Here is a 23,350-nt window from a genome sequence, read left to right on the forward strand (position 1 = left end):
CATAGTTGGAGCAGGGTTTTTTCATTCGCTTTACAATGTTTACAAATAATCAAAAACCTGATATATACCAATATATAGTTAGTTGTTTTGCTCAACAATGATTAAGGAGTATGTCAATGCTGCCAACCCGTTCATCATTCTGGCGGATGCTGTTGTTATTCGTTATTCTGCAGTTAGCAATTTTGGGCCTTATGCGGCGATCGCCAGTGGTTGCGGCTCAATCACCTGCGGTTCCCAGTGCTTCGCATCACTTTAACTCTGGTATGAGACCGATCCCAAATGGCCAATCGATCACTGGAACATGGGATAGCGAGTTGGCCAACAAGCTCAATATTCCGGGGACGATCACCGATTTAGTATTTGCCGATGATGGCCGATTAACCATTATGGGCGAGTTTAACTATCTCAATGGTCAATTCGTGAATGGGCTAGCCACCCTGAATCAGCAAGGAGTTTGGCAAAGCTACGGGCTGCATGCGCAGGAAAGTGGTACGGTTGCGACAGCAGCCTACTATCACAATCAGCTGTATGTTGGTGGTCGGTTTAAGCACTTGGCCGGAACTCCACTGAACGGAATTGCCCGTTGGAATGGGACAAGTTTTGAGCAAGTGGGCACGGGGGTTAGTTACGAGCATGGTGGCCCAGCGGGCATTAATCAATTAGGGGTTATGAGCGATACGCTCTATTTAGCAGGTAATTTTAATTACTTCAATAATCAACTAACCCAAGGAATCCTTGGCTGGCGCAATCAGCAAGTTATAAACTTACCCAGCCATCCGATTGCCGAGGTACGCCAAATGGCGTTTGTTGATAATCGCATGATGATCACCCATGTCTATCCAGGCAAGGAGCAATATTCGCTGAGCTATGCTTTGTTGCAAAATAATGAATGGATTAATCCGCCTTGGCTTGGGCCAACCCAACGCTATAATTTTGATTGGATTTTTGCAGGCAACAATGGCTTCTATCGCCCAATGTATGCTGATTCAAACCGCACGATCAGTCAATTACAATTTTGGCAAACCGATGATTGGACGAATGGTATTACAACGTCGCTCAATTTGAATTATATGAGCTTGACCCAACTCGCCAACCAGCAAATGTATGTCAGCGATAGCCAACAACTGTATCAACTTACCTCCGATGCTTGGCAATTGGTCAATTTGCCGATGCAAATTCGGCAGATTAAGACCCTCGCCAACCATAACAATATCCTGTATCTTGCAGGCGATTTTACGCTCAATGGCGAGCCAAGCAGCTTAGTCCGTTGGGATGGAACCCAGCTTGAATCGCTGGCCACAACTATACGCTATGCCAATGTTGCGAGCCTTGGCGGCCAGCAAGGTCGGCCAATTGCCCTTACGAGCGACTTCAACCCATTAACTTCATGGTCTGATCAAAAACTTTTTAGTTGGCATAACCAGAGTTGGCAACCGTTGCTGCGCAAAATAACCCGATCGTCGTTCGAAGTGCTATCGGTTGATGACCAAACCAGCTATTTTGCTGCTGAGCGAGCCATCACCACGACCACCAGCATTGCGCGAAATCTTTGGCAAATTCAGCCAGACGTTTCATTCAGTGATCCGCTCAGCCAGAGTGCGACAATTAGCACGTGGTCTATTTCTGGCACTCAGCTTCTGGGTAATCTCTATGGTGGTTCATTGGAAGGCGTGATCAAGCTTGATCAAGGCAACATGAGCAACCTAGCCCATAATGGCGGCAGCTTGGGCTGGTTTGATAAGGTGTTGATGACCGATAATCAATTGTATGCGGTTGAGCCAAGTGGCGAACGCGGCTATTGGCACACCTATTTTAAGCGCTGGAATGGCACAAGTTGGCAACAAATTGCCATTTTGGGAATTGCCGATAGCCAAAAGAGCTTGCAAATTGTTGGTTGGCGCGGCTCGCTCTACTTCCTAAACCACGATAAATTATGCCGCTTCAATGGAACAGACTGTCAAGTGGTTGCAACCTTCGATCAGGTTCCCAATGTGTTGGTTGCCGATGATGATACCTTTTTATATGTTGGTGGGCCATTCGAGCATGTCGATAATGTTGCTACTGGCACGCTAGCCCGTTGGGATGGCACAACCTGGCAAGGCCTCAACCAACCTGCGAATGGCGAAATTACCCAAATTAGTGCCAACGATCAGCATTTGTATATTGCAGGCAAATTTACCCATGTTGGGGCAACGCCCTCGTTGGGCGTGGCGGCCCTGCGTTTTGGCCCGAGCGAAGTTGAAACATATCTGTTCTATTTGCCACAGGTTGTACGCTAAATAAGGCTTTGATTAATAGCTGTTGATGCTGCCCAAGTGGGTTTGATTGATGTCACTTGATCAAGCCCGCTTGGCGTTTAACCTACTAGCTGCGATTATGCAGAAACCTCGACATAATGTTTTACACCTTTAATCCACAGCTTATTCACGTAGTTATCCACAAGCAGCTATGGTATAATGCAAAGACGAAGCGGGAGCCAGCAAAACGGGCTTTTTTACCTCAAATTCTGAGTAAACTACATGCTCCCTTGACACACCAAGCTGAGAATAAGCGCTTTCTCTACCATAGCGATGGCCTAAAAACCACCTTTCGTGCTTCAATTGTGTAAAGCATTTTCTGCTTTTTTAACCGCCAGTTTTGGGCGGCTTTCGCTATGGGCAACCCTAGCTATAAAAGAGGTTTGTTATGAAAGATTTTGTCCATCTTCACGTTCACTCGGAGTATAGCTTGCTTGATGGCTATGCCACAACCAAAGCCATCGCCGAACGTGCTGCTGAGCTTCAGATGGATAGCATCGCCATAACCGACCACGGCGTGATGTATGGCGCGATGGAGTTTTATGCCAACGCCAAAAAAGCCAACGTCAAGCCAATTATTGGCATGGAAGCCTATATCGCCCCTAACTCGAATAAAGATCCAATGGTCAAGGGCGGTAAAAATTATTATCACCTGCTGCTGATCGCCCAAAATGAGGTCGGCTATCGCAACTTGGTCAAATTGACTTCGCGCTCACACCTCGATGGCATGGGCAAAGGTATTTTCGCTCGCCCACGCATCGATCGCCAGTTGCTTGAGCAATATCACGAAGGCTTGATCGTTACTTCATCGTGTATCGCTGGCGAAGTGATTCAAAATGTTCAATCCAAGCAACGCCAAAAAGCTGTCGAAACCGTGGCTTGGTTCCGCGATTTATTTGGGCCTGAGAATTACTTCCTCGAATTGCAACTGCATAACAATACGCCTGAACTGGTAGAAATTAATGAAGAACTGGTGCGCATCTCGAAGGAAATGCATGTGCCCTTGGTCGCAACCAACGATACTCACTTTGTGCGCCGCGAAGACCTTGAAGCCCACTCACGGGTGATGGCGATGGGCTTTAACCTCACGCTGCAAGAGTTGTGCTCGAAAAATTATCAAATGGATGAAACCTACCACATTATGTCTGGCGACGAAATGTGGGATCGCTACAAGATGTATGGCACTGCGCCGATGGAAAACACCCGCCGCATCGCCGACATGTGCAATTTGAAATTAGATTTTGGGCGGGTTGAATTACCAGAGTTTGATATTCCCGAAGGCCACGATGCTGCTTCTTATTTGCGCCTGATTTGTGAAGAAGGCTTGATCAAGCGCTGCAATGGCAATCCAACCGAGGAATATGTGCAACGGCTCAGCTACGAGCTTGATGTGATCAACCAAACGGGCTTTCCCGATTATATGTTGATCGTTTGGGATTATGTCAAATTCGCGCGCTCGAATGGGATTCCATGTCTGCCGCGGGGTTCGGCTGGAGCCTCGTTGGTGCTCTACTGTTTGGGCATTACCGACGTTGATCCAGTGCAAAACAAGCTGCTCTTCGAGCGCTTTCTCTCGCCCGAACGCTTGGAAATGCCCGATATTGACACCGACTTTGCTGATTCGCGGCGTGGCGAAATTCTCGATTATATTGCCACCAAATATGGCCGCGAGAACGTAGCCCAAATTATCACCTATGGCACGCTGGGAGCCAAAGCAGCGCTGCGCGATATGGGTCGCGTGCTGGATATTCCGCTCAGCGAGGTCGATCGGGTTGCAAAATTAATTCCCACCTTGCCCGTGGGCATGACGATTGCCAAATCGTTGGATAAAGTGCCTGAACTCAAGCAAATTTATGATAGCGACCCCAAATTGCGTGAATTGATGGATTGGGCGCAAAAGGTCGAGGGTCGGATGAAGAGCGTCGGAACCCATGCTTGTGGGGTCGTCGTTAGCCGCCATCCGCTTGAAAATATGGTGCCATTGCAGCGCCCCACCAAAGATGAACATGGCATCATGGCAGCCTTTGAAGGGCCAACTCTCGCCAAAATGGGCTTGCTCAAAATGGATATTTTGGGCTTGACCAACCTTTCGGTGGCCGCCGAAGCTTTGCAACTAATCGAGCAAACCACTGGCAAAACGCTGTGGCTCTCGGATATTCCGCTGGAAGATAAGAAAACTTTCGAAGCCTTAGGCCGTGGCGAAACGGTCGACGTGTTCCAGCTCGAATCGGCGGGCATGACCCGTTACCTTGTGCAGCTCAAACCCACGCGGGTTGATGATTTGTACGGTATGGTGGCGCTGTATCGGCCTGGCCCGCTGGAACAAATTCCAGTTTACATTCACAACAAAAATAATCCCCACGCGATTAAATATATTCACCCGATTCTCAAACCAATTCTTGAAGATACCTACGGGGTTATCGTTTACCAAGAACAAATTATGCAATTGCTGCAAGCAGTTGCCGAATATACGCTTGGTGAAGCTTATATCGTGATCAAAGCCATCAGCAAGAAGAACAAAGAGCTGATGGCCGAAAACTCGGTGCGTTTCAAAGAGGGTTGTATTCGCAAAGGTTTGACCCAAGCTCAAGCAGATGAGCTGTGGGAACTGATTCTGCCCTTTGCAGGCTATTCGTTCAACCGCCCGCACTCGACGCTCTATGGATTGCTCTCCTATCAGACGGCTTGGCTCAAAAATAATTATCCCACTGAGTATATGACCGCCACGCTGTCGGCAGCGTCGGGCGAAATTGACGAAGTTGCCAAGAGTGTGGCCGAAGCCTCACGCTTGGGCGTGGCCGTCTCGCCGCCCGATGTCAACAGTAGTAAAGAAGGCTTTACGATTGTTGACATCAATGGAACCTTGCCTGAGGGCATCAAATACAATCGCGGCATTCGCTTTGGGCTGAGTGCAATTCGCAACGTTGGGATTGGCCCAATTCAAGCAATTTTGAAAGTGCGCGATGAAAGCGGCCCTTTCAGCAGCATCGAAGATTTTTGTGCGCGGGTTGATCGCGGCGTGCTCAACAAGCGGGTGATGGAAAGCTTGATCAAATGTGGCGCAATGGATTCGTTGCCAGGCACACGTCACCAGAAACTTGCGATTCTTGATCGGGCGATTAGTGCGGGCCATGAAACTCAAAAAGCCCGTGAAGCAGGCCAAAATAGCCTGTTTGATATGCTTGGCGGCGGCGAACAATCGAGTACCCCAACCATTGCACCAATTCCCTTCCCGCCAATCGCAACCGGCCTCGAAATGCAGCGCGAATTGCTCAACTGGGAAAAAGAACTTTTGGGCATGTATATTTCTGAGCATCCGATGGCTCAAGCCTTAGAGAGTGCCCCGCACGATCCTGGCCGCATTAGCCTTGGAATGATCACGAAAAAACACATTGGTACAGCCATCCGCCTAATTGGCATGATTAAGAATACCAAACGTATTCAAACCAAAAAAGGCGATTCGATGCTGGTCGGCAAGGTCGAGGATTTGGAAAGCGAAATCGAATTTGTGGCCTTCCCTCGCACCTTAGAGCAATATGCTGAATTCTTGGTTGATGATGCAATTGTCCAAATTACCGCCAAAGTCGATAATCGCCGCGACGAAATGCAATTGATGATTGAATCGGTGAGTGCCTTCACTGTTGAGCAAAAAAATGTTGCTAAGCCTGCTGCGCCAAGCGTGGCAGTTCGGCGCTCAGTTGGCGCAATCGACGAAATGCCCGCCTATCTTGATGATGGCGCACCACTGCCAGAGGAAGCCTTCAATGATGATGTATATGTTGAGGTACGTCCAGCGATGAGCACTGCAAGCGTTTCTGCACCGACCAATGGCAATGGCTATGCTGCCAGCAATGGACACAGTAATGTCAACGGCAACGGCAATGGACATAGTAACGGTAATGGCAATGGTCATTATGTCAACGGCAACGGCAATGGTCATAGCAATGGCCAAAGTGAAGCCGCAGCTCCAGCGGCAGTTACGATTGTGCCACGACCTCGGCGCAAAGTAAGCGTCGCCCCAGCAGCCAGCCATGAAGATACGAGCAGCGTTGCGATTGCCAGCGGGCCACGCTTCCATTTGCATATTTACTTGCCCCGTTCAGGCAACAACGAAACCGACATTCGGCGCATGCAAGAGATCGATCGGGTGTTGCGGGGCTACGAAGGCGATCAACCAATTACGATCTATCTGCCCAACCCCATGGGCCAAGTGATGTTGGAGCCAAGCTACCGCATCAACCCACAAGAAGGCTTGCTCAGCAACCTTTACTCAATGCTTGGCCAAGAAAGCGCCGTCCTCGAACAACTTTAAGTTAATCAAAAGCGTGGGCGATCAAGCTTGATCGCCCACGCTTTGTATTTAAGCCGATTAAGGGGTCGGCGTGCGGGTTGGTGCAGGCATCCGCGTTGGGGTTGCGGTGCGCGTGGCTTCTGGTGTGCGAGTTGGTGCAGGCATCCGCGTTGGGGTTGCGGTACGCGTTGCTTCTGGCGTGCGAGTTGCGGTGCGCGTTGCTTCTGGTGTACGAGTTGCGGTGCGCGTGGCTTCTGGTGTGCGAGTTGCGGTACGCGTTGCTTCTGGTGTGCGAGTTGCGGTACGCGTCGCTTCTGGTGTGCGGCTTACGATTGGCGTTGGATATGGACTGCGCGGCGTTGGCTTTGGCGTACGGGTAATTGGCACGAGCGTTGGCTTCGTCGTGCGCGTAACAAAGACAATTGGGGCAGTTATTGGCGCAGGATAGCCACCTTCGATAGGGCCACTTTTACCGCTGGCTTGGCTCAAACCTGCAAACATAAACATAATGACAAGGCCAGCGACCAAAATTTTGAAACGCCATTCGGTGGTTGGGTTGGCTGACATGGACGGCTCCTTCTAAGGCTATTCTGCTAGGTAAAACGTGATCCATAGCGGTTCGCTATGACCTATCGATAGACAATTCGTCCGTTCTTGGAAAGGTTTTCACGCGCTCCTAAATCGAAACAATCCAGCTTTCATCTCAATTGTTGAAGTTCGCATGGCTGGTGCTACAAAGCGCAATGCTATAACACATTGGCAGCATAGGGACTACATAGGGAAAGCAAATTGATGCCCTAAGGTTACGGCTTAAGCGGTAAACTGCCTATAGCCCGAAAGGTATATTCCATCGGTATTTCAAAACAATCCACAGCTGGATACTACTTCTATACCAAACAAGGACTGGCACATATAATCGTGCCTATCAATGGACGGCAACTGGTAGATAAACCTGCCAAAATTGGCTTTGTTGGCTCAAAAACAGGCTATTGGCGCTATTCCAATGGCTAGCAAGGTAGCTTTGGGCTGGTGGATTGGTATGAAAATAATCATCATGCCCACAATCGAAAATATCGCGAATGCTATGCTCGGGGCAAGCAATAACTAATTGTGGGTACGATGGCGCATCGGAGTAGCACATAATGTCCCATTCATCGGTGCAATGCCAACTGCTGCTTGTATTCGGGGCATTTGGCTGAACGCCGCCAATCATATGCATATGTTCGTGGGCAACAACCCGCGCATTCCAACAGCCTGCATCAATTCGCGCATACGCCACTGTATGATTATTGGTATTCGCGCTACTGGCTTGGGTATCGTGCTGCACGGTGGCAATTCCACAGTAATAACGGGCCTCAACAAACATTAAATATTTGCGATCAGCGCGATTAAACCCTTGGGCTGCCACAGCGGCAATCGTTGAGCCAAAATCGTTATCAGCACTCGGCGCAATAACCACATGCTGAACATCAATTTGGCAAGCCTGATCGAGTTGCCAGCGAATATGGCGTTGGCCACCAGTTAGTTGCGCACTTTGGTTATAAATACTATCCACACCGACTAATTGCTTGCGCAAGACTGGCGCGATAATTGAGCTATTGTCTTGGGTATCGCTCGCCCGAACATACAAGACTTGAGTTCGATAGTGGTTGGTACTATCATCAAGGCAAGGTTGGGATGATTGAGCCATTGAAACATGTATTTTATTGTTAGGATTAATAAATTCATCATCCCAGCTTTGGGGCTGCTGTGGCTCGATAGGATCGGGGCCGTGGGTACATAAATTGGTGGTTTGAACCCGAAACATACCAGCACATTGGCCGCTCGTTTCCCATACCAAGTTTGTATAATACAATTTCTGCCATGGCTGATCAATAAAGCGCGTAGGTGGCACACTTGGGCTTGCCTGTGAAGCTGTTGGGAGTAGCCAGATTGCTATCAGTAACACCATTAAACGGGCAATTAAACGCTGCATATATGCCTCCATTTGTAAAACTCTACGTGCGCTAGAGCCACAAGTTGGGCAAAATCAGCAGGTACTAGGCAAAAAATCACCCTAAAAGCCTAACACCGCCATAAATTGACGGTGTTAGGTGAGCTATTGCTATGAGGGGAAAAACAATAGGTCTATTGGTTAGCTTTGCGGCGGGCTTCGCCTTTGAGTTCTTCGGCTACGCCTTCTGCTTGCATTTGCTCGTTGTTGAGCAAATCGCCAGCAACTTGTTTGAGGTTGCCTTTGGCTTCGTCGGCCATACCGCCGAGGCGTTCTGCTGCTTTAGCGGCCTCTTGACGGGCTTCGCCCTTGAGTTCGGTTGCGCGGCCTTCGGCTTGCATTTGTTCGTTATCTAAAGCATCGCCAAGACGTTCTTTGGCATCGCCATATACTTCTTCGGCTTTACCTTTAATCCGTTCGCCTAAGTTACCCATTGCTAACTCCTTTGTTATCATAAACTAACTACTATCAGGCTTTCATATGGTTGTATAAAAGCAAATGCCGTGCCACGATAGTTTAGCTAGGATTCCGAGTGAGCATAATCATGCGCAAACCAGCGCTGACAGCGATAAATAGGCCGATGAAAAAAAGCCGTAATGGCCATCTGCGCCGAACGGTATCAGGATTAAAAAGCAAAAATCCGCCAATCAAGGCGAGGCCAAGCCCAATGATCACGCTAATCAGTTCAAGTGCAAAGCGGCTCATGTCAATTTTGACTGGGCGCAATAGCTGCGGATAGTGATAAGCAACGCCTTGGAGCAACAGATCGGCATGCTCTGCCGAACAATGAAAGATGCCCATAACTGCTTGAATTTGCTGCGAACGATCAGCGTTGCTTTTTAACAGCTTGACGATCTGATTGAGATCAGCGGGCTTTAACTGTGGGTAGGGTGGTGCTGCTGGCAATTGAAATGCATGTGATGCACCTGAAGCACTTGGATTGGGAGTCTGAGCACTCGCCAGTGGTGGCATAGCAACTACCGCTGCCGGAGAATTTGGTGCTGGTGGACTAACCCAAGCATCAGCTTGCTCCCACGGTAGGAGCACTGATTCTGGCTCGATAGCTTGCGCTGCTGGTTGATAGCCATGACGTTGCGCCCGATCCAAACAATCTTGGCGTTTCTGGGGGTCATCAAAGGTTTGGGCAAGCTGCCACCAAGCCTCGCCATGGCTGGGATTAGCACGCACCAGCGTGATTAAATGTTGTTGGGCAAGCTGATAATTTTGTTGATTCAACGCCTGTTGGGCAGCCTGAAACAGATCAGTTGTCATACTACATTCTCTCTATTCTAGTTAATTAAACTGGGCTGATTTAAGGATATTGCTCGAAGCGCGATTGCCATTCAACCTGATTGAAACTAATTGAATCGTGGATGCTGATCATGGGTACGGTATCGACCAACGAGGGCGTGTAGGCTGCAACGCTCAAAAATGGTTGCAAACCTTGGCTCAAAAGTAATGCTAACAGTCGTTCTTGTTGCTCTTGGTGCAGTGCTTGCAAGCCATCGAGGGGGAAAAAGCGCTGGCCATATTTGGTTTGAGCAATCAACAAAGAATAATCGTTAAGCATCAGCGCATAGCAGATTTGCAACTCGGGATCGGTCTCTACTTGCACATATTCGTTTAAATTGAACTGCAACCATTCATCACCATAGGCCAAGCGTAACAACAGGCTATCAGTGTCGGGATCATATGTGGTTTGCGGCTGGGTCATAACACACCTTCACCTACGAAAAGCGCTAGTAGATCAACAAAACGAGGATCGAGCGCCATTGTAGCATAGCCATATGGCTTAAACGTACAAGCCCATGGCCAAAACCATGGGCTTATACCAATCAGATTAACTTAGCGAACTTTGGGCAAGACCCAGCGCTGAATCCGCCGATTGGCTTTTTCGCTAACATAGACACTGCCATCAGGGGCAAATGCCATGCCGCTTGGTTGGCCTGTTGAGGCATCATCATTGCCTTGGCCACCCCAAACCAGTAACAATTGGCCAGTTGCTCCATACAAGGCAACTTGGTTTTTGCTTGGAATCGCAGCCGCAACCCGCCCTTGGGTATCAACCGCAATAAATGGGTCGAGATAGGTATCGGTTTGCCAGCCAGCAACCGACCATTGCACGCTTGGCGTTGCTTGAGGCACGCCATTCGCATCAAGTGGGAAGACCTGAATCCGGCCATTCCAGGTATCGCCAACATACAAACTGTTGTTGGCAGTACCCAAGCCAATTGGCTCGTTGAATTGGCCGATGCCTGCGCCAGCAGTGCCAACTTGGCCGAGGTAATTGCCCTCGGTGTCGGTCACGACGACCCGTTTATTGCCAGTGTCGGCGATATAGACCCGCCCACCACTGACGACCAAGTTGCGCGGGCCAAAGAAGCCCAATGGATTGGCAGCATTGCCTTCCGCCGTGCCACCAGTGCGCGTGAGGCGCTTGCCGGAGCCAGGTTGTAGCTCTTCGCTGCCGCTGCCCCAACTGGTAACGAAGTTACCTTGAGCATCGAATTTGGCAATCCGTGCATTCCAAGTATCAGCAACATAGACAAAGCCTTCTTCATCGACGGCTACGCCTGATGGTTCGAGCAATGCGCCAGTATTGGTGCCGCTAATAATCTTGGTTTGGCTATCGGTTTGATAGATCAAAATCCGATTATTGGGCGCATCGGCGATATAGACCGAGCCATCTGGGCCAGTCGTAATGCCGCGTGGCTCGGCTGGCTCGTCGCCCAACAATTGGCCTTCGGAAACTAATTTGAGCGTGCTGCCCGTGCCGGCAACAGCGCCACCTTCGCCAACTGGCAAGTTGGCTAAATCGCGCTTGACGAAGACCACAATCTCACGACCACCCAAAGAAACGGTCGAGGGCAACTCGCGCGAAAGCATATATTCACGCATTGTCACCCAATTTGATGGCCGCAATGGCCATGTCAGAATGAAAGCGCCGCCGAGGGTACAATTAAACTTCGAGCGCCCATTGACATCCTGCTGGCCTTTCATGGCCGGATCACAACCATAGGCAGGATCGTAGAGTTTATCTTTGTAGCTCGATAGGCCATCGCTGCTGCTCTCAGGGAACCACCAGTTATGGTAGGTATCGTAGAGCTGCACATAGCCTGCTTGTTCCATGCGTTGGGTGGTATCGGTAGCCAAGTTCGATTTGGAGAAAATCGCCATTGGTGCGTCGAGCATGGTTTGGTCGAGGGTAGCGATTTGGCCCTTGCTGACCCACTGAATATTTGTCCAATCGCGGAAATACCAATCGAGCGGCTGATTCAAGCCACCTTCGCGGCTTGCGCTTGATTCATCGCCTGAACTAATCAGGATTTTCATGGTATGGCCGCCAGTGGGGTCTTCGATTGAGCGGCTGTTGCGGGTTTGGCTAATTGCCAAGCGCTCAGCTTCGCGCACAATCACTGGCATATCCGGCGCAGTTTGGGTATAGACCAAAAATTCAACTGGCACATCTGGTTGAATATAGGCAGCGACTACGCTTGAGCGCAGGCTATACAGCCCCAGCAAGGCCAAAATCCCCAACGTGGCGAAGGCGGCAATCACCCTTAAGCGTGCCCGTTGGATCAACATCCACAGCAATACGCCAACAATCAGCAACAAAACCACGAGCAAGAAAGCGCTAACGCGGGTGCTCATCACTTGTTGGCTGGCACCGGTTGCCGCGCCAATCGCCCCCATAATTGCAATAATCAGGGCAAAGGCGATACTGCCCAAGGGAATTGCCAACCAGGCAATACTGCGTTTAGTTTCGGCCCAATTGGTGCGCTCAACAATTTTATCGAGTGCCCATGCGCCGGCCAAAACTGCTGGCAAGGTCATGTGAATCGTCAGCCAAGGCATCTTTTCGCCAGCCCACGAAAACAGGGTCAGCGCCATCAAGAACCAGTAGAACAAAAAGCCCAGCCAAATTGCTGGCACAGTTTCTTCAAACGTGGTTTCACGAATTTCGGCCTCAGCTTGGGCCATATACGAGGTTTGGCCAGCAACCACAACTGGATTTTCGCCAACTGGCACGCCATCGCTGATTGGCTCAATTGTGACAGCTGCTGGCTCAGTTGCGGCTTCAGCAATCGTTGCGTCAGCAGCAGGCTTGGTGGATTCATCGCCAGCTTCATCCCAAATGCTCGAATTGGTAACAGCCTTGCGCCAACCAATTTTGGCCAGCCACCCGCCTAAACCAACCAAGGTCAAACTCACGGGCAGCAACTCGTATATGCCCAATTGCATGAAATAATAGAACCACGGTTGGTCGCCACGGGCATAGGTTTGCTGGGTACCAAACCAATAGCTGATGCCAGCAAACAGGCCATCGACAATCCCGCGTGGATAGGTAAAGAAGGTGCTAAACAGCACAACAAAGGTTACGGCAAAGGCAGCAAAGGCCTGCCAAAACACCCGTTTGCTCACGTAGCGCAAGCCTTGGCGAAACAACGGCGCTTCGCTCCAACGCAAGCTGACCAATTGACCAAACAGCAGCGTTGAAAAGCCAATCAAGCCCAAGCCGCCAAAATTCAATTCATTAGCGGTTTGGTTCACAGCGGTTGGCAACGAAATATGGGGCTGGAAGATCATCAAGACCCCGGTGATTGCCATCAGAATGCCTGAAGCAATCACAAATTTTTTCGAGCCAAGCGCTTCCCAAAGCAGGCGCTGAACCAAAAAGCTGATGATGATAAAGCCAATGATAAAGACCAATTCGTGGGTTGCCCAGAGCAATGCCAAGCTTGCCATCGCCAAATTCAGCCAGCGGCTGCGGCCTGATTGCCAAAAGCGGAACAAGCCGACCATCAGCCAGAAGGTAAACAGAATTGCCAAGGCATCGTGGCGGGCAAAGCGCGTAAAATAGAGCAAGGTTGGCGAAATCACCATCAAGCCTGCGCTAAGCAAGGCTGCACGTTTGCCAATCAAGGGTCGCAGCATCCAGCACGATGCAACGAGGGCAATGCCAGCTACGGCCATGGGCAAACGCGCTGTCGCATCGCTTGCGCCAAACAAAAAGTAGCTCAGATAGGTGCTGAGATACAGGGTTGGGCCGTGAAACACTGGGTTATAGCAGTAGGTATCCGAGGCGGCATTGTTGATGCCACATTGAAAACCGCCCTTGCCCATATAAAACTGCCAGCTATATTTGGCATGAATTGATTCATCGTGGTGCATCGCCATATTGCCCAATTGCCACAAGTGCATAAACACACTCAGCGCAATTAACACAAGATAGCCAATTAACTCGCTATTCAGCCAGCCAAAGGCAATTGAACGATCTAACCATGATGAACTCTGCCGACGGCGTACTTGCAGTGGCTGAGCGCGACGCAGACGCTTTTTGGTTAAGTCAGGTGTGGTCATAAGCAACAAATCATCTCGTTACAAAGTGGAAACACAGACCGGCCTAACGCACCTGCGATTGGCCATTCATATTTTGGGTTTGCACGCCCAACACATGGGCATAGCGTGGGCGAACATAGACTTTGAAATCGACCGACGATAGCTGAGCTGGCGGCTGACGGAACAGCAAATAGCGCCAAAGCTCATTTTGGGTTTTGGCATCAAATGGGTTACGAATCAGGCGACCAATCGTCGAATCTTGATCGTATGGCGCTGGCTGCATCATTTGTTCGCCGCTGCTATCGCGCATGGTTTGGCCATTGGCATCAAGCTCAGGCACCTCGGCAAAGCGATAGAATTGCGATTCAGGGAACCACCAGCGTAACGGGAAGCGGCCTTCAAGAAAGCCTTCGACATTGGCTTGGTTGGTCGTCCAGTTGCTATCGATCATCAAAATTGCCGCTGTTTCTGGGGTGGCAGGGCTGTTCATCGAGCCAGAAAAGCCCGTTGCTTTGGTATATTCGCGCACATACCACTTCCAGATTTGCTCATTATCGTACATAATCGGCAATTCCATGCGGCCTGTTTCGGCGATTGAAACCTTGCGCAAATCGTCCATCACGCGGCCAACATCGGGCGAGCTTTGCACATACACCAGCATTTCAACCGGAATATCGCCGTTTTGGTAATTCAAACGCCACGCCGAACGGAATGAATACATGCTCCAGATGATGGTTAATGCCAAGGTTAGGCCAGTTACTGCCCGTCGCCAGCCGTGGAACATGCTATAAAAGCCGGTAATTGCCAGCACAATCAAAATCATGCTACCAAGGAACATTGGCGTAGCTGGGCTGCCAGTTGGCGCAATATTCGGCTGAATGCGCACCATTCTGGTTAATTGCATCACAGCGTAGCTTGCAACCAAGCCAATCACCGCCAAATAGCTCACTAGGCCAAGCCATTCGGTGCGGCGGGTTGGCAATTCCTTGCTCAGCCACGCCCGTTGAATTGGCTGAAAACCCCAAGCAAACACGCGCCCGATGCCCCAAGCCGCAATAAAAATCAAGGGCACGGCAACGTGCAAAGTAATCCATGGCATTTTCTCGCCCGCCCAGCTATAGAGGGCAAACGAGCCAGCCGCCCACCATGCCAACAAGCCAGGAGCCATGCGCTGCGCCGTCAAGGCAGCGCCGCGCTTGATTTGCAAGGCCAAGTGGCCAATGCCTGCGATGGTGGCCGCAAAGCCAGCAAACAGCAACAATGGCTCATACACCAGCAATTGCACAAAGTAATAATGGCTGGGCTGACCGCCACGCTCAACGTCGTGTTGCGCCACCCAATACAGCAGCGAGCCAGCAATCCCCGAAACCACGCCAACTGGATGCACTCCAAACGAGGTGAAGAAGGCGGCGTAAATCACCAAGCCAAAGACCACGGCCAAAGCGCCATGCATGCCCCAGAGCGAATCCAAGGCTGGCAACAAACTGCGTTCTGGCGCTTGGCTAACGGCGCGTTTCCACATCGTTTGGGTTTGATCTTTGCCCTTGTAAAACCAAATAATCACAATCACTGCGATCAAAAAGACCACCGTGAGAATGGTCAAGGCCGTAATTGGCATGTGCATAAACACGCCATTATTGCCATATAGGGTTTGATTTTTGACTTGGTGATAGAGCCGGCTTTGGTTGGCTTGAGCTTCTGCATCGCTAATGCCAAACAAGGTTTCGCGTAATTTCGAGAAGTAGCCTTGGCGCAAGCCACCATTCGCCGTATCGTCGAAAAACAGATCATCGCCTTGGTTACGCACAATCAAGGCTTGGCTTTCGGTCACCAACGGCAGTGGCAGCCATTGCTCTTTACCATTGGCATCGAGCACCGGAGCAGGGTTGCCACTGCCCGAAACCACAAGGCCGCGATGATCAGGAATGCCCTTGAGACAGGCCACCGCCAACAAGCCATAAACCCCAAACAGAATTAAGAGCTTGCGATTGACCTGCCAGAGCGTGACCAAGACAATAAAGCTGCCAAGGGTCAAGGTAAACAGATACGAGGTCTCAATCGTGACAAACATTAAAGCAAACGAGGCAAAGAAAATATAAATCCAACGCACATGGCGGGTGGAGATATAGCGAACGATCGCAATCAGACAGATAATTTCTTGGGTAACTGCAAAAATATCGTGGCGAATAAAGCGCCCAACATACAAGGTTACTGGCGAAATTAACAGGTAGCCTGCCATCATCAAGGCCGTACCACGCCCAATATTTTTGCGCAGCAGCCACGGCGTTAATGTGAGGGCTATGCCAAAGGTCGCGGCGGCCAAACGGGCAGTAAACTCATTGTCGCCAAACAAAAAGTATTGCAAGGCTGTCCAATAATACAAAAACGGCCCGTGGGTCAACGGATCGTGCAAATAGCCATCGCCGCGATAGAGCAACCACGAGTAGTACGCATGAATCGTTTCATCGTGGTGCAACGAGCGACCGCCAAGCGCCCACAGATGCATAAGCACCGAGAGCAAGCCAAGGCCAATATAGGCCAGATGTTCAACCGTGAAGCGGCGACGTTGTGTGCGTGGCACGGCTACCTGTCGTGAAGATGTTGCGATCATAAGTATGTGTTCTCTGTGTCGTTGCAAAGGGGTTGGAGCAGCACTGCTCATTGAGACAACGAAATGTGCCAGAATTTTTTGGTATTGTACTCGAACGAGGGGGGAGTGACAAGAAACAAAGTCTTAACGCGCTCAAACATCCAAGCGCGAGCCAACCAAAGAGCTGGCTCACGCTTGAAATTAGTATTATTCGGCGTTATCGATTTGGGCGCGTTGCAAGCCACCGCTGTAATCGACATACAACGATTTCCATTCGCTGTAGGTATCGAGCACCTGCGTGCCGCCTTCGCGCTTGCCGTTGCCCGTGCCTTTGGTGCCACCGAAGGGCAGGTGAATTTCGGCCCCGATGGTTGGCGCATTCACATAGACAATCCCGGTGTAGAGATCGCGCATGGCAATGAAGGCATTGTTGACATTGCGGGTATAAATTGATGATGACAAGCCGTATGGCACGTCGTTGGCAACATCAATCGCTTCTTCAAGGCTATCAACGGGAATGATCGAAACCACAGGCCCGAAAATTTCCTCTTGCGCGATCCGCATATTGCGTTTGACATTGCCAAAAATGGTTGGCTGGTGGAAGAAGCCATGGCCCAAATCGCCATCGGTCAAGCGTTCGCCGCCCAACACCAATTCAGCGCCTTCTTCGCGGCCAATTTTGACGTATTTTTCAACCACGTTCAATTGGCCTTCGTTAATTGATGGCCCCATTTGCATGCCATCGAGCAAGCCATTGCCCACTTGAATGGTTTTGGCTTCTGCTTGAATGCGGCTGGTCAGTTCATCGACAATCGAGCGATGGGCGATAATCCGCGAGGTGGCGGTACAGCGTTGGCCGGTGGTGCCAAACGCACCCCAAACCGCGCCAGCCAAGACCAAATCAAGGTCAGCATCGTCCATTATGATCATGGGGTTTTTGCCGCCCATTTCGAGCGAAACATGCTTGCCTTGTTGGGCGCACAAGGTTGAGACGTGGCGACCAACTTCGGTTGAGCCGGTGAACGAAATCACCTTGACATCTGGATGTTGCACCAATGGCTCGCCAGCAGTTGGGCCATGGCCCGAAACGATATTGACCACACCTTTTGGCACGCCTGCATCAACCAAGGCTTGCACAAAGTTGTAGGTTGAGAGCGGAGTATCTTCAGCAGGCTTAATCACCACAGTGTTACCGCAGATCAAGGCTGGGAAGATTTTCCACGATGGGATGGCCATTGGGAAGTTCCAAGGCGTAATCAAGCCACACACGCCCAAGGGTTGGCGCACGCTCATCTGGAATTTATTAGGCAATTCCGAGGGTGTGGTTACGCCATACAAACGGCGGCCTTCGCCAGCCATAAAATAGCCCATGTCGATAGCTTCTTGCACATCGCCACGAGTTTCAGCCAAAACCTTGCCCATTTCACGGGTCATATCGTTGGCATATTGCTCTTTGCGTTCTTGAAGAATTTGCGAAGCCCGATAGAGCAACTCGCCGCGCTTGGGCGCTGGCACGAGCCGCCATGCATTGTAGGCTTCCTTGGCGGCAGCAACCGCAGCGGCAATATCCTCAGCACCAGAGTCGGGGAAGATGCCAATCACATCGCGGGTATCGGCGGGGTTGCGGTTCTCGTAGGTCTTGCCCGAACGCGCTGGCACCCACTCGCCGCCAATGTAGTTATAGTACACCTTATGATCCGACATCGTTGTCCTCCGTGAAGTAAAATCAAATCTTGCCTTATCTTACCATACAAGCTTAAAGGTATGAGGTATGAAGGATGAATTATGAAGGAGGGCTATTGGCTATTGGCTATCGGGGATCAGTTGGAAAATACATCATCAACCATTTAACGCAGAGGCGCAGAGTTTTATTAACCACGAATGGGAAGTGGCTTTTGGCTTTGGGCTATTGGTTATCGGGAATATCAATATGTGGCTAAAAACGAGACCTAATTATTTTTAACCACGAAGAGCACGAAGAACACGAAGGGGAAGGGTCTACAGGCTATTGGCTTTTGGCTCGCGGGAATTCTTGATCGACCACAAAACGTTCCGATAGCCCATAGCCTATCGCCCATAGCCCTCATCCCTCTGCGCCTCTGCGTTAAAAATCCCCATTTGCGTTCTTCGCGCTCTTCGCGGTTTCAATTCATCAATCGCTCTGTGCTATGCTCTTTGTTCTATGCTCTTTGCGCTATGCTTTTTTCCGTCGCGTGGTGGTTGGCGGGGCTGCGGCTGGCTCAGCCTTGGCAGCAGCAGGATCGGGCGGCGAACCAGGCCGAATATGCAGCATCAAGCTATCGAATGGCTCTAAAATCAAGGTCAAATTCAGCAGATCATCACGTCGCCAGCTGCGTCGCCCAGCATATTCCAGCACTTGCTCGCGCACTAAATCGAACAAATGATACTCGCCCTCGGCCATATGCATACGATCAACGGGCATGCTCAGGGTTGCAGTGCGCCGATGCGGCCCCATATTCAAAACCACTGCCAAGCGTTCTTCATGCCAAACCCGCAGCACGCTCCAAACCGAAGGCACATCGCAGGGCATCACATTAAATAATTGCTTGCCATGGCGCAAAATTGGGTAGTTGGCACGAATCCTGAACACTTGTTTGATCCACGCTTCTTGGCCAACCTCTTGGCCCGTCCAGAGCATTGGCACAAAGCCACAGCCAATAATCCCGATCATCAGCAACCGTGCGAGCCGTGAGCCACGCACTGCATCGGCAATCGGGTTGACATCGCGGGTATCGTGGGTTTCAGTAAAACAAACCCGAATTGCGCCCTTGGGCAAGGCCAAAAAGTGATCTTCGAGCCACTCGCCAAGCTCATACGGGGAGAGCACACCCAAGCCAGCATGGAAAAACATCAAGTGGGCCAAATAATCATAGGCAAAATCGTGGTTGGTTGGGAATAGCGGGCCATACAATTCGCACAACAAGGCAGCTTGGGGATTGATTTGGCGCAAAGCCTGACGCATGCGCTCAACAATCGTCAACACGCCAAATGAGGTGCTTGCAGCCATGCGCTCCAAGCGGCGATCCCAATTTGGCTCCTTGCGATGCGGCGCATCAACCCGCCAGCCATCAATCTGATAGGTTTGGGCGAAGCGCGTCGTCCAATCCACATAAAAATCTTGCACCTCAGGATTGGCCCAATCGAAGCTGTAGGTATCGTTCCAGCCGTGCGACGAAACCAAGCGCCCGCGCTCATCGCGGCAAAACCAGCCTGGTCGCTCTTGAACATAGCGGGCGGTGCGCGAACAGCCCTGTACCACCAAATCGCAGAGCACGCGCATGCCCAAGGCATGGGCTTGATCAACTAGCGCCTTGAATTCTGCTTCTGTGCCCAACGTTGGCTCAAGTTGCTCAAAATCTTCGATTGCATACGGCGAGCCAGCCGCCTGCCAATTCATATCCCATGGCTTGCCCGAAAGATTGTTATAGCGCCAAATTGGCATGAGGTTGATCGTATCGAAGCCCAAATCGCGCAACCGCGCTAGCTCTTGGGTAAATTGGGCAAAGCCACCCCACAGGCCAACGTGGGTTTCGAAGATATTGGCTGCACAGACCCAATCGGGCACATCGGCCAAGCTGCGTACGCCCAGCACAGGCCATGTGTTGTGAAAAGCATGCATCGCATCGTACCAATTGCCCTGCACCAACATACAATATTGGGTTCCGCCGCTCAGCGTGGCATCGGGAGCCAGCCAGCCAGCAATTTCCAACTCGTGGCCAACAGTTAATCCCAAATCATTGCCATCAATATCAGGCCATGCCGATTGATCTTTGCTCCAATACCAACATAGCAAATTATCGCTTTCGCTGGTGCTGTGCAAGGCCAACAAGCCAGGCCCGCGATCAGGCGCATTTTCAAATAAGCGTCCGCGCCGAATAGCTGGAGCAATTGCTTGGCCTGGCAAACGTCCGCGGCGTAATTTTGAAACCGCAGCAATATCCAAGCGCGGGCGAAAACTATTGCTCGGCGCTTCAAAACGGGCTTCGCTATAGCTGCCAACCCGCGCATACGGCCAACTGAGCCGCACCCAATGCACGCGAGCCTCATTGCCGCCGCTGTTGGTCACCGCGACCGAACGCCGAATCAAAGTTCCGGTAATTTGCAAGGTATCGCTGATGCGCAAAAAGCCCAAACCAATGTTGATCGTCAACTCGGTTACGCCCGCCACTTCGCGGCCATGATGGCTGAGATAGCGCGGAAAATGCGACTCGCTGACCCAACCATCGGCCAGTTGCACATCGACCGACATGCCCACGCTACCAATATTCAGAATGTTGGCTTGGTTGGGGCGACGCAGCAGCGTCAGCATTCCGGTTGAAGTTGAAAAACCAAGCTCCATTTCGGCGGTCAGAACAATCAGATTTTGCTCATGTTGATATTCGTAATACATACAACAGCTCGCACTAATTGGGCAATTGCAGCTCGTAATGTTGCGCAGCATACCACAGCTTGGCGCAAGTTGAGAGTTTTCATCAAGCTTTTATGGCTGGATTGACAGGTTTTGGCAGCTTCAGCGTGCTAGAGTGCTAGCAGAAATTGAGCTGGCAATGCCGCTAGCGGTTGCAACGCTGCACCACCAACCATTGTTGAAAGGAAAAACTCATGCGTCAACCTGAACGTCCGGTTGGGATCGTTGGGTATGGAGCATATGTTCCGCGCTATCGCATTGCAGCCCAAGAAATTGCCCGCGTCTGGGCCGCTAGCGAAGGAGCATTGCCAATTACATCAAAAAGCGTGCCCGGCCCCGATGAAGATACGATTACGATGGCGATTGAAGCTGGCCGCAATGCCCTCAAGCGTGCCCAAATCGACCCTCAACAATTAGCCGCCGTCTGGGTTGGCAGCGAAAGCCATCCCTATAGCGTCAAGCCAAGTGGCACAATTGTGGCCGAAGCGCTCGGCACCTCGCGCTGGATCAGCGCCGCCGACTGGGAATTTGCCTGCAAAGCTGGCACCGAAGCCTTGAGCGCAGGCATGGGCTTGGTTGGCAGTGGCATGGCCGATTATGTGCTGGCGATTGGCGCTGATACCGCCCAAGGTCGCCCAGGCGATGCCTTGGAATATACCGCTGCCGCCGCTGCTGGAGCGTTAATCGTCGGCCCAGCCCAGCAAGCGCTCGCTACGATTGAAGCAACCGTATCGTATGTTTCCGACACCCCCGATTTCTTTCGCCGCGCCGATCGGCCCTACCCGATGCATGGCAATCGCTTCACCGGCGAGCCAGCCTATTTTCACCACGTTAGCACTGCTGCCAAGCAATTATTGGCCGAATTAGGCCGCACTGCCGCCGATTATCACTATGCTGTTTTTCATCAGCCCAATGTTAAGTTTCCCCAAACTGTGGCGAAACAAGTGGGCTTTACGCCTGAGCAATGCCAAGCAGGCTTGTTGGCGGGCGAAATTGGCAATAGCTATTCGGCAGCTTCGATGATTGGCTTATGCGCTGTGCTCGATGTGGCCCAAGCTGGCGACCGCATTTTGCTGGCCTCATATGGTAGCGGCGCTGGCAGCGATGCCTATTCGTTGGTGGTAACAGAGGCCTTGGTGGCAGCGCGCAATTTAGCGCCCCGCACCAGCGCCTATCTCAAGCGCCGCCAATTAATCGATTATGCCACCTATGCCAAGTGGCGCGGCAAAATTGTTGAGTAAAGGGGTAGGTGCAATGCAACAGGTTTTTATTGCAGGCACAGCCTGTACCGCCGTTCGCGAACATTACGATCGTTCGTTGCTCGATTTGGCCTTAGACGCGCTGCGGGGCGCGGTTGGCTCGTTTGATCCTAGCCTGATTGAAGCCTTGTATGTTGGCAATGCGCTTGGCGATACGCTCAGCGAGCAAAGCCAACTTGGCGCGTATATCGCTGGCGCAGCTGGCTTGAATTGCGAAGCTGTGCGCGTTGAAGCAGCCGGAGCCAGCGGCGCGTTGGCCTTGCGCCAAGGCTATTTGGCAATTGCCAGCGGCCAAGCAGATGTTGTCGTGGTGCTTGGTGTCGAAAAAGCCACCGACAAGCTAGATGCCGATGTGCAATCAGCCTTAGCCTTGGGCTTGGATGGCGAGCTAGAACGCGCCGTTGGCCTAACATTAACTGGCGGCTGGGCCTTATTGATGCAACGCTATTTATATCAATATCAACTGCCAGCGACAGCCTTAGCGCCATTTGCGATCAATGCCCATGCCAATGGCGCTGGCAATCGCAATGCGCTCTATCGCTTTGCCATTAATGCTCAAAAATGGGCCAATGCAGGCCAAATTGCCGAGCCATTGAATATGCTCGATTGCTCGACAGTTGCCGATGGCGCAGCAGCAGTGGTGTTGGTCAGCGAACGCTACGCCCGCGAAGTAGCCCAGCCAATCGTAATTGTGGGTAGCGCCAGCAGCAGCAGCACCGTGGCTTTGGCCCAACGCCCTGATCTGCTATGGCTTGAAGCCGCCGCAACTAGTGGTACAAAGGCTTTGCAACAAGCCAAACTCGATCGCGATGCAATTGATTTAATCGAATTAAGCGACCCCCATGGAATTGCCGCAGCGCTCAGTTTGGAAGCCTTGGGCTACGCAGAACGCGGCCAAGCCACGCAATTAGCTGCCGAAGGTGTAATTGCCAAAGATGGTTCATTGCCACTCGCAACCGCTGGCGGCTATAAAGCGCGTGGCGATGTTGGCGGCGCAACCGGAGTCTATCAAGTGGTCGAATTAGTGGCTCAATTGCGCGGCCAAGCAGGAGCCAACCAAGTTGCCAAAGCCAAAACCGCCCTAGCCCAATGTTTGGGCGGCGTTGGCGCAACTGCCGTGACCCATATTTTGCAAGTAGCCGAGGTTTAAG

13 protein-coding genes are annotated in these 23,350 nt (G+C 51.3%); 4 read left to right on the forward strand and 9 right to left on the reverse strand.

Annotation, left to right across the window (positions count from 1 at the left end; all coding sequences use genetic code 11):
* The first annotated feature begins 116 nt into the window (after window positions 1-116).
* Both JOD20_RS00615 and dnaE read left to right on the forward strand, forming a co-directional pair.
* Window positions 117-2,279, forward strand: a complete 2,163-nt coding sequence (locus tag JOD20_RS00615) for a hypothetical protein (RefSeq protein ID WP_204753419.1) — start codon at window positions 117-119, stop codon at window positions 2,277-2,279.
* Between the two features lie 406 nt (window positions 2,280-2,685).
* Complete coding sequence (dnaE, locus tag JOD20_RS00620; protein ID WP_204753420.1) at window positions 2,686-6,609, forward strand: DNA polymerase III subunit alpha; 3,924 nt, start codon at window positions 2,686-2,688, stop codon at window positions 6,607-6,609.
* 57 nt (window positions 6,610-6,666) lie between these two features.
* Here dnaE and JOD20_RS00625 read toward each other — a convergent pair whose 3' ends face one another.
* From JOD20_RS00625 to JOD20_RS00665, 9 genes are all read right to left on the reverse strand, one after another.
* A complete protein-coding gene (locus tag JOD20_RS00625) occupies window positions 6,667-7,155 on the reverse strand; it encodes a hypothetical protein (protein ID WP_204753421.1) in 489 nt (162 codons plus the stop codon).
* Window positions 7,156-7,513: 358 nt separating this feature from the next.
* A complete protein-coding gene (locus JOD20_RS00630) occupies window positions 7,514-8,563 on the reverse strand; it encodes a hypothetical protein (protein WP_204753422.1) in 1,050 nt (349 codons plus the stop codon).
* A gap of 152 nt (window positions 8,564-8,715) precedes the next feature.
* Window positions 8,716-9,015 carry a CsbD family protein gene (locus JOD20_RS00635; RefSeq protein WP_054535810.1) on the reverse strand — a complete coding sequence of 100 codons (300 nt, stop codon included), beginning with the start codon at window positions 9,013-9,015 and terminating at the stop codon, window positions 8,716-8,718.
* 82 nt (window positions 9,016-9,097) lie between these two features.
* Window positions 9,098-9,853, reverse strand: coding sequence for a hypothetical protein (locus JOD20_RS00640; protein WP_204753423.1), 756 nt, complete (start codon window positions 9,851-9,853; stop codon window positions 9,098-9,100).
* A gap of 40 nt (window positions 9,854-9,893) precedes the next feature.
* Window positions 9,894-10,295, reverse strand: coding sequence for a hypothetical protein (locus tag JOD20_RS00645; protein WP_204753424.1), 402 nt, complete (start codon window positions 10,293-10,295; stop codon window positions 9,894-9,896).
* 131 nt (window positions 10,296-10,426) lie between these two features.
* Complete coding sequence (locus JOD20_RS00650) at window positions 10,427-13,942, reverse strand: flippase activity-associated protein Agl23 (protein WP_204753425.1); 3,516 nt, start codon at window positions 13,940-13,942, stop codon at window positions 10,427-10,429.
* A 43-nt stretch (window positions 13,943-13,985) separates the two neighbouring features.
* Window positions 13,986-16,502 (reverse strand): flippase activity-associated protein Agl23, encoded by a 2,517-nt coding sequence (locus tag JOD20_RS00655; protein ID WP_204753426.1) that lies wholly within the window; start codon window positions 16,500-16,502, stop codon window positions 13,986-13,988.
* A gap of 216 nt (window positions 16,503-16,718) precedes the next feature.
* Complete coding sequence (locus JOD20_RS00660) at window positions 16,719-18,215, reverse strand: aldehyde dehydrogenase family protein (protein ID WP_204753427.1); 1,497 nt, start codon at window positions 18,213-18,215, stop codon at window positions 16,719-16,721.
* A 490-nt stretch (window positions 18,216-18,705) separates the two neighbouring features.
* Window positions 18,706-20,922 carry an alpha-amylase family glycosyl hydrolase gene (locus JOD20_RS00665; RefSeq protein WP_204753428.1) on the reverse strand — a complete coding sequence of 739 codons (2,217 nt, stop codon included), beginning with the start codon at window positions 20,920-20,922 and terminating at the stop codon, window positions 18,706-18,708.
* 212 nt (window positions 20,923-21,134) lie between these two features.
* Here JOD20_RS00665 and JOD20_RS00670 point away from each other — a divergent pair, with 212 nt between their 5' ends.
* Window positions 21,135-22,181, forward strand: coding sequence for a hydroxymethylglutaryl-CoA synthase (locus JOD20_RS00670; RefSeq protein WP_204753429.1), 1,047 nt, complete (start codon window positions 21,135-21,137; stop codon window positions 22,179-22,181).
* Window positions 22,182-22,194: 13 nt separating this feature from the next.
* The gene (locus JOD20_RS00675; RefSeq protein WP_204753430.1) at window positions 22,195-23,349 is read left to right on the forward strand and encodes a thiolase C-terminal domain-containing protein; all 1,155 of its coding nucleotides are present in this window, start codon (window positions 22,195-22,197) and stop codon (window positions 23,347-23,349) included.
* The last annotated feature ends 1 nt before the right edge of the window (window position 23,350 follow it).

This window comes from Herpetosiphon giganteus (assembly GCF_016907925.1).
GTDB classification, from domain to species: domain Bacteria; phylum Chloroflexota; class Chloroflexia; order Chloroflexales; family Herpetosiphonaceae; genus Herpetosiphon; species Herpetosiphon giganteus.

What these genes read in the sequence shown, in the direction of transcription:
- JOD20_RS00675 (WP_204753430.1), top strand. Translation starts at nt 22,195, where the DNA reads ATGCAACAGGTTTTTATTGCAGGCACAGCCTGTACCGCCGTTCGCGAA.
- dnaE (WP_204753420.1), top strand. Translation starts at nt 2,686, where the DNA reads ATGAAAGATTTTGTCCATCTTCACGTTCACTCGGAGTATAGCTTGCTT.
- JOD20_RS00635 (WP_054535810.1), bottom strand. Translation starts at nt 9,015, where the DNA reads ATGGGTAACTTAGGCGAACGGATTAAAGGTAAAGCCGAAGAAGTATAT.
- JOD20_RS00640 (WP_204753423.1), bottom strand. Translation starts at nt 9,853, where the DNA reads ATGACAACTGATCTGTTTCAGGCTGCCCAACAGGCGTTGAATCAACAA.
- JOD20_RS00625 (WP_204753421.1), bottom strand. Translation starts at nt 7,155, where the DNA reads ATGTCAGCCAACCCAACCACCGAATGGCGTTTCAAAATTTTGGTCGCT.
- JOD20_RS00670 (WP_204753429.1), top strand. Translation starts at nt 21,135, where the DNA reads ATGCGTCAACCTGAACGTCCGGTTGGGATCGTTGGGTATGGAGCATAT.
- JOD20_RS00645 (WP_204753424.1), bottom strand. Translation starts at nt 10,295, where the DNA reads ATGACCCAGCCGCAAACCACATATGATCCCGACACTGATAGCCTGTTG.
- JOD20_RS00650 (WP_204753425.1), bottom strand. Translation starts at nt 13,942, where the DNA reads ATGACCACACCTGACTTAACCAAAAAGCGTCTGCGTCGCGCTCAGCCA.
- JOD20_RS00665 (WP_204753428.1), bottom strand. Translation starts at nt 20,922, where the DNA reads ATGTATTACGAATATCAACATGAGCAAAATCTGATTGTTCTGACCGCC.
- JOD20_RS00660 (WP_204753427.1), bottom strand. Translation starts at nt 18,215, where the DNA reads ATGTCGGATCATAAGGTGTACTATAACTACATTGGCGGCGAGTGGGTG.
- JOD20_RS00630 (WP_204753422.1), bottom strand. Translation starts at nt 8,563, where the DNA reads ATGCAGCGTTTAATTGCCCGTTTAATGGTGTTACTGATAGCAATCTGG.
- JOD20_RS00615 (WP_204753419.1), top strand. Translation starts at nt 117, where the DNA reads ATGCTGCCAACCCGTTCATCATTCTGGCGGATGCTGTTGTTATTCGTT.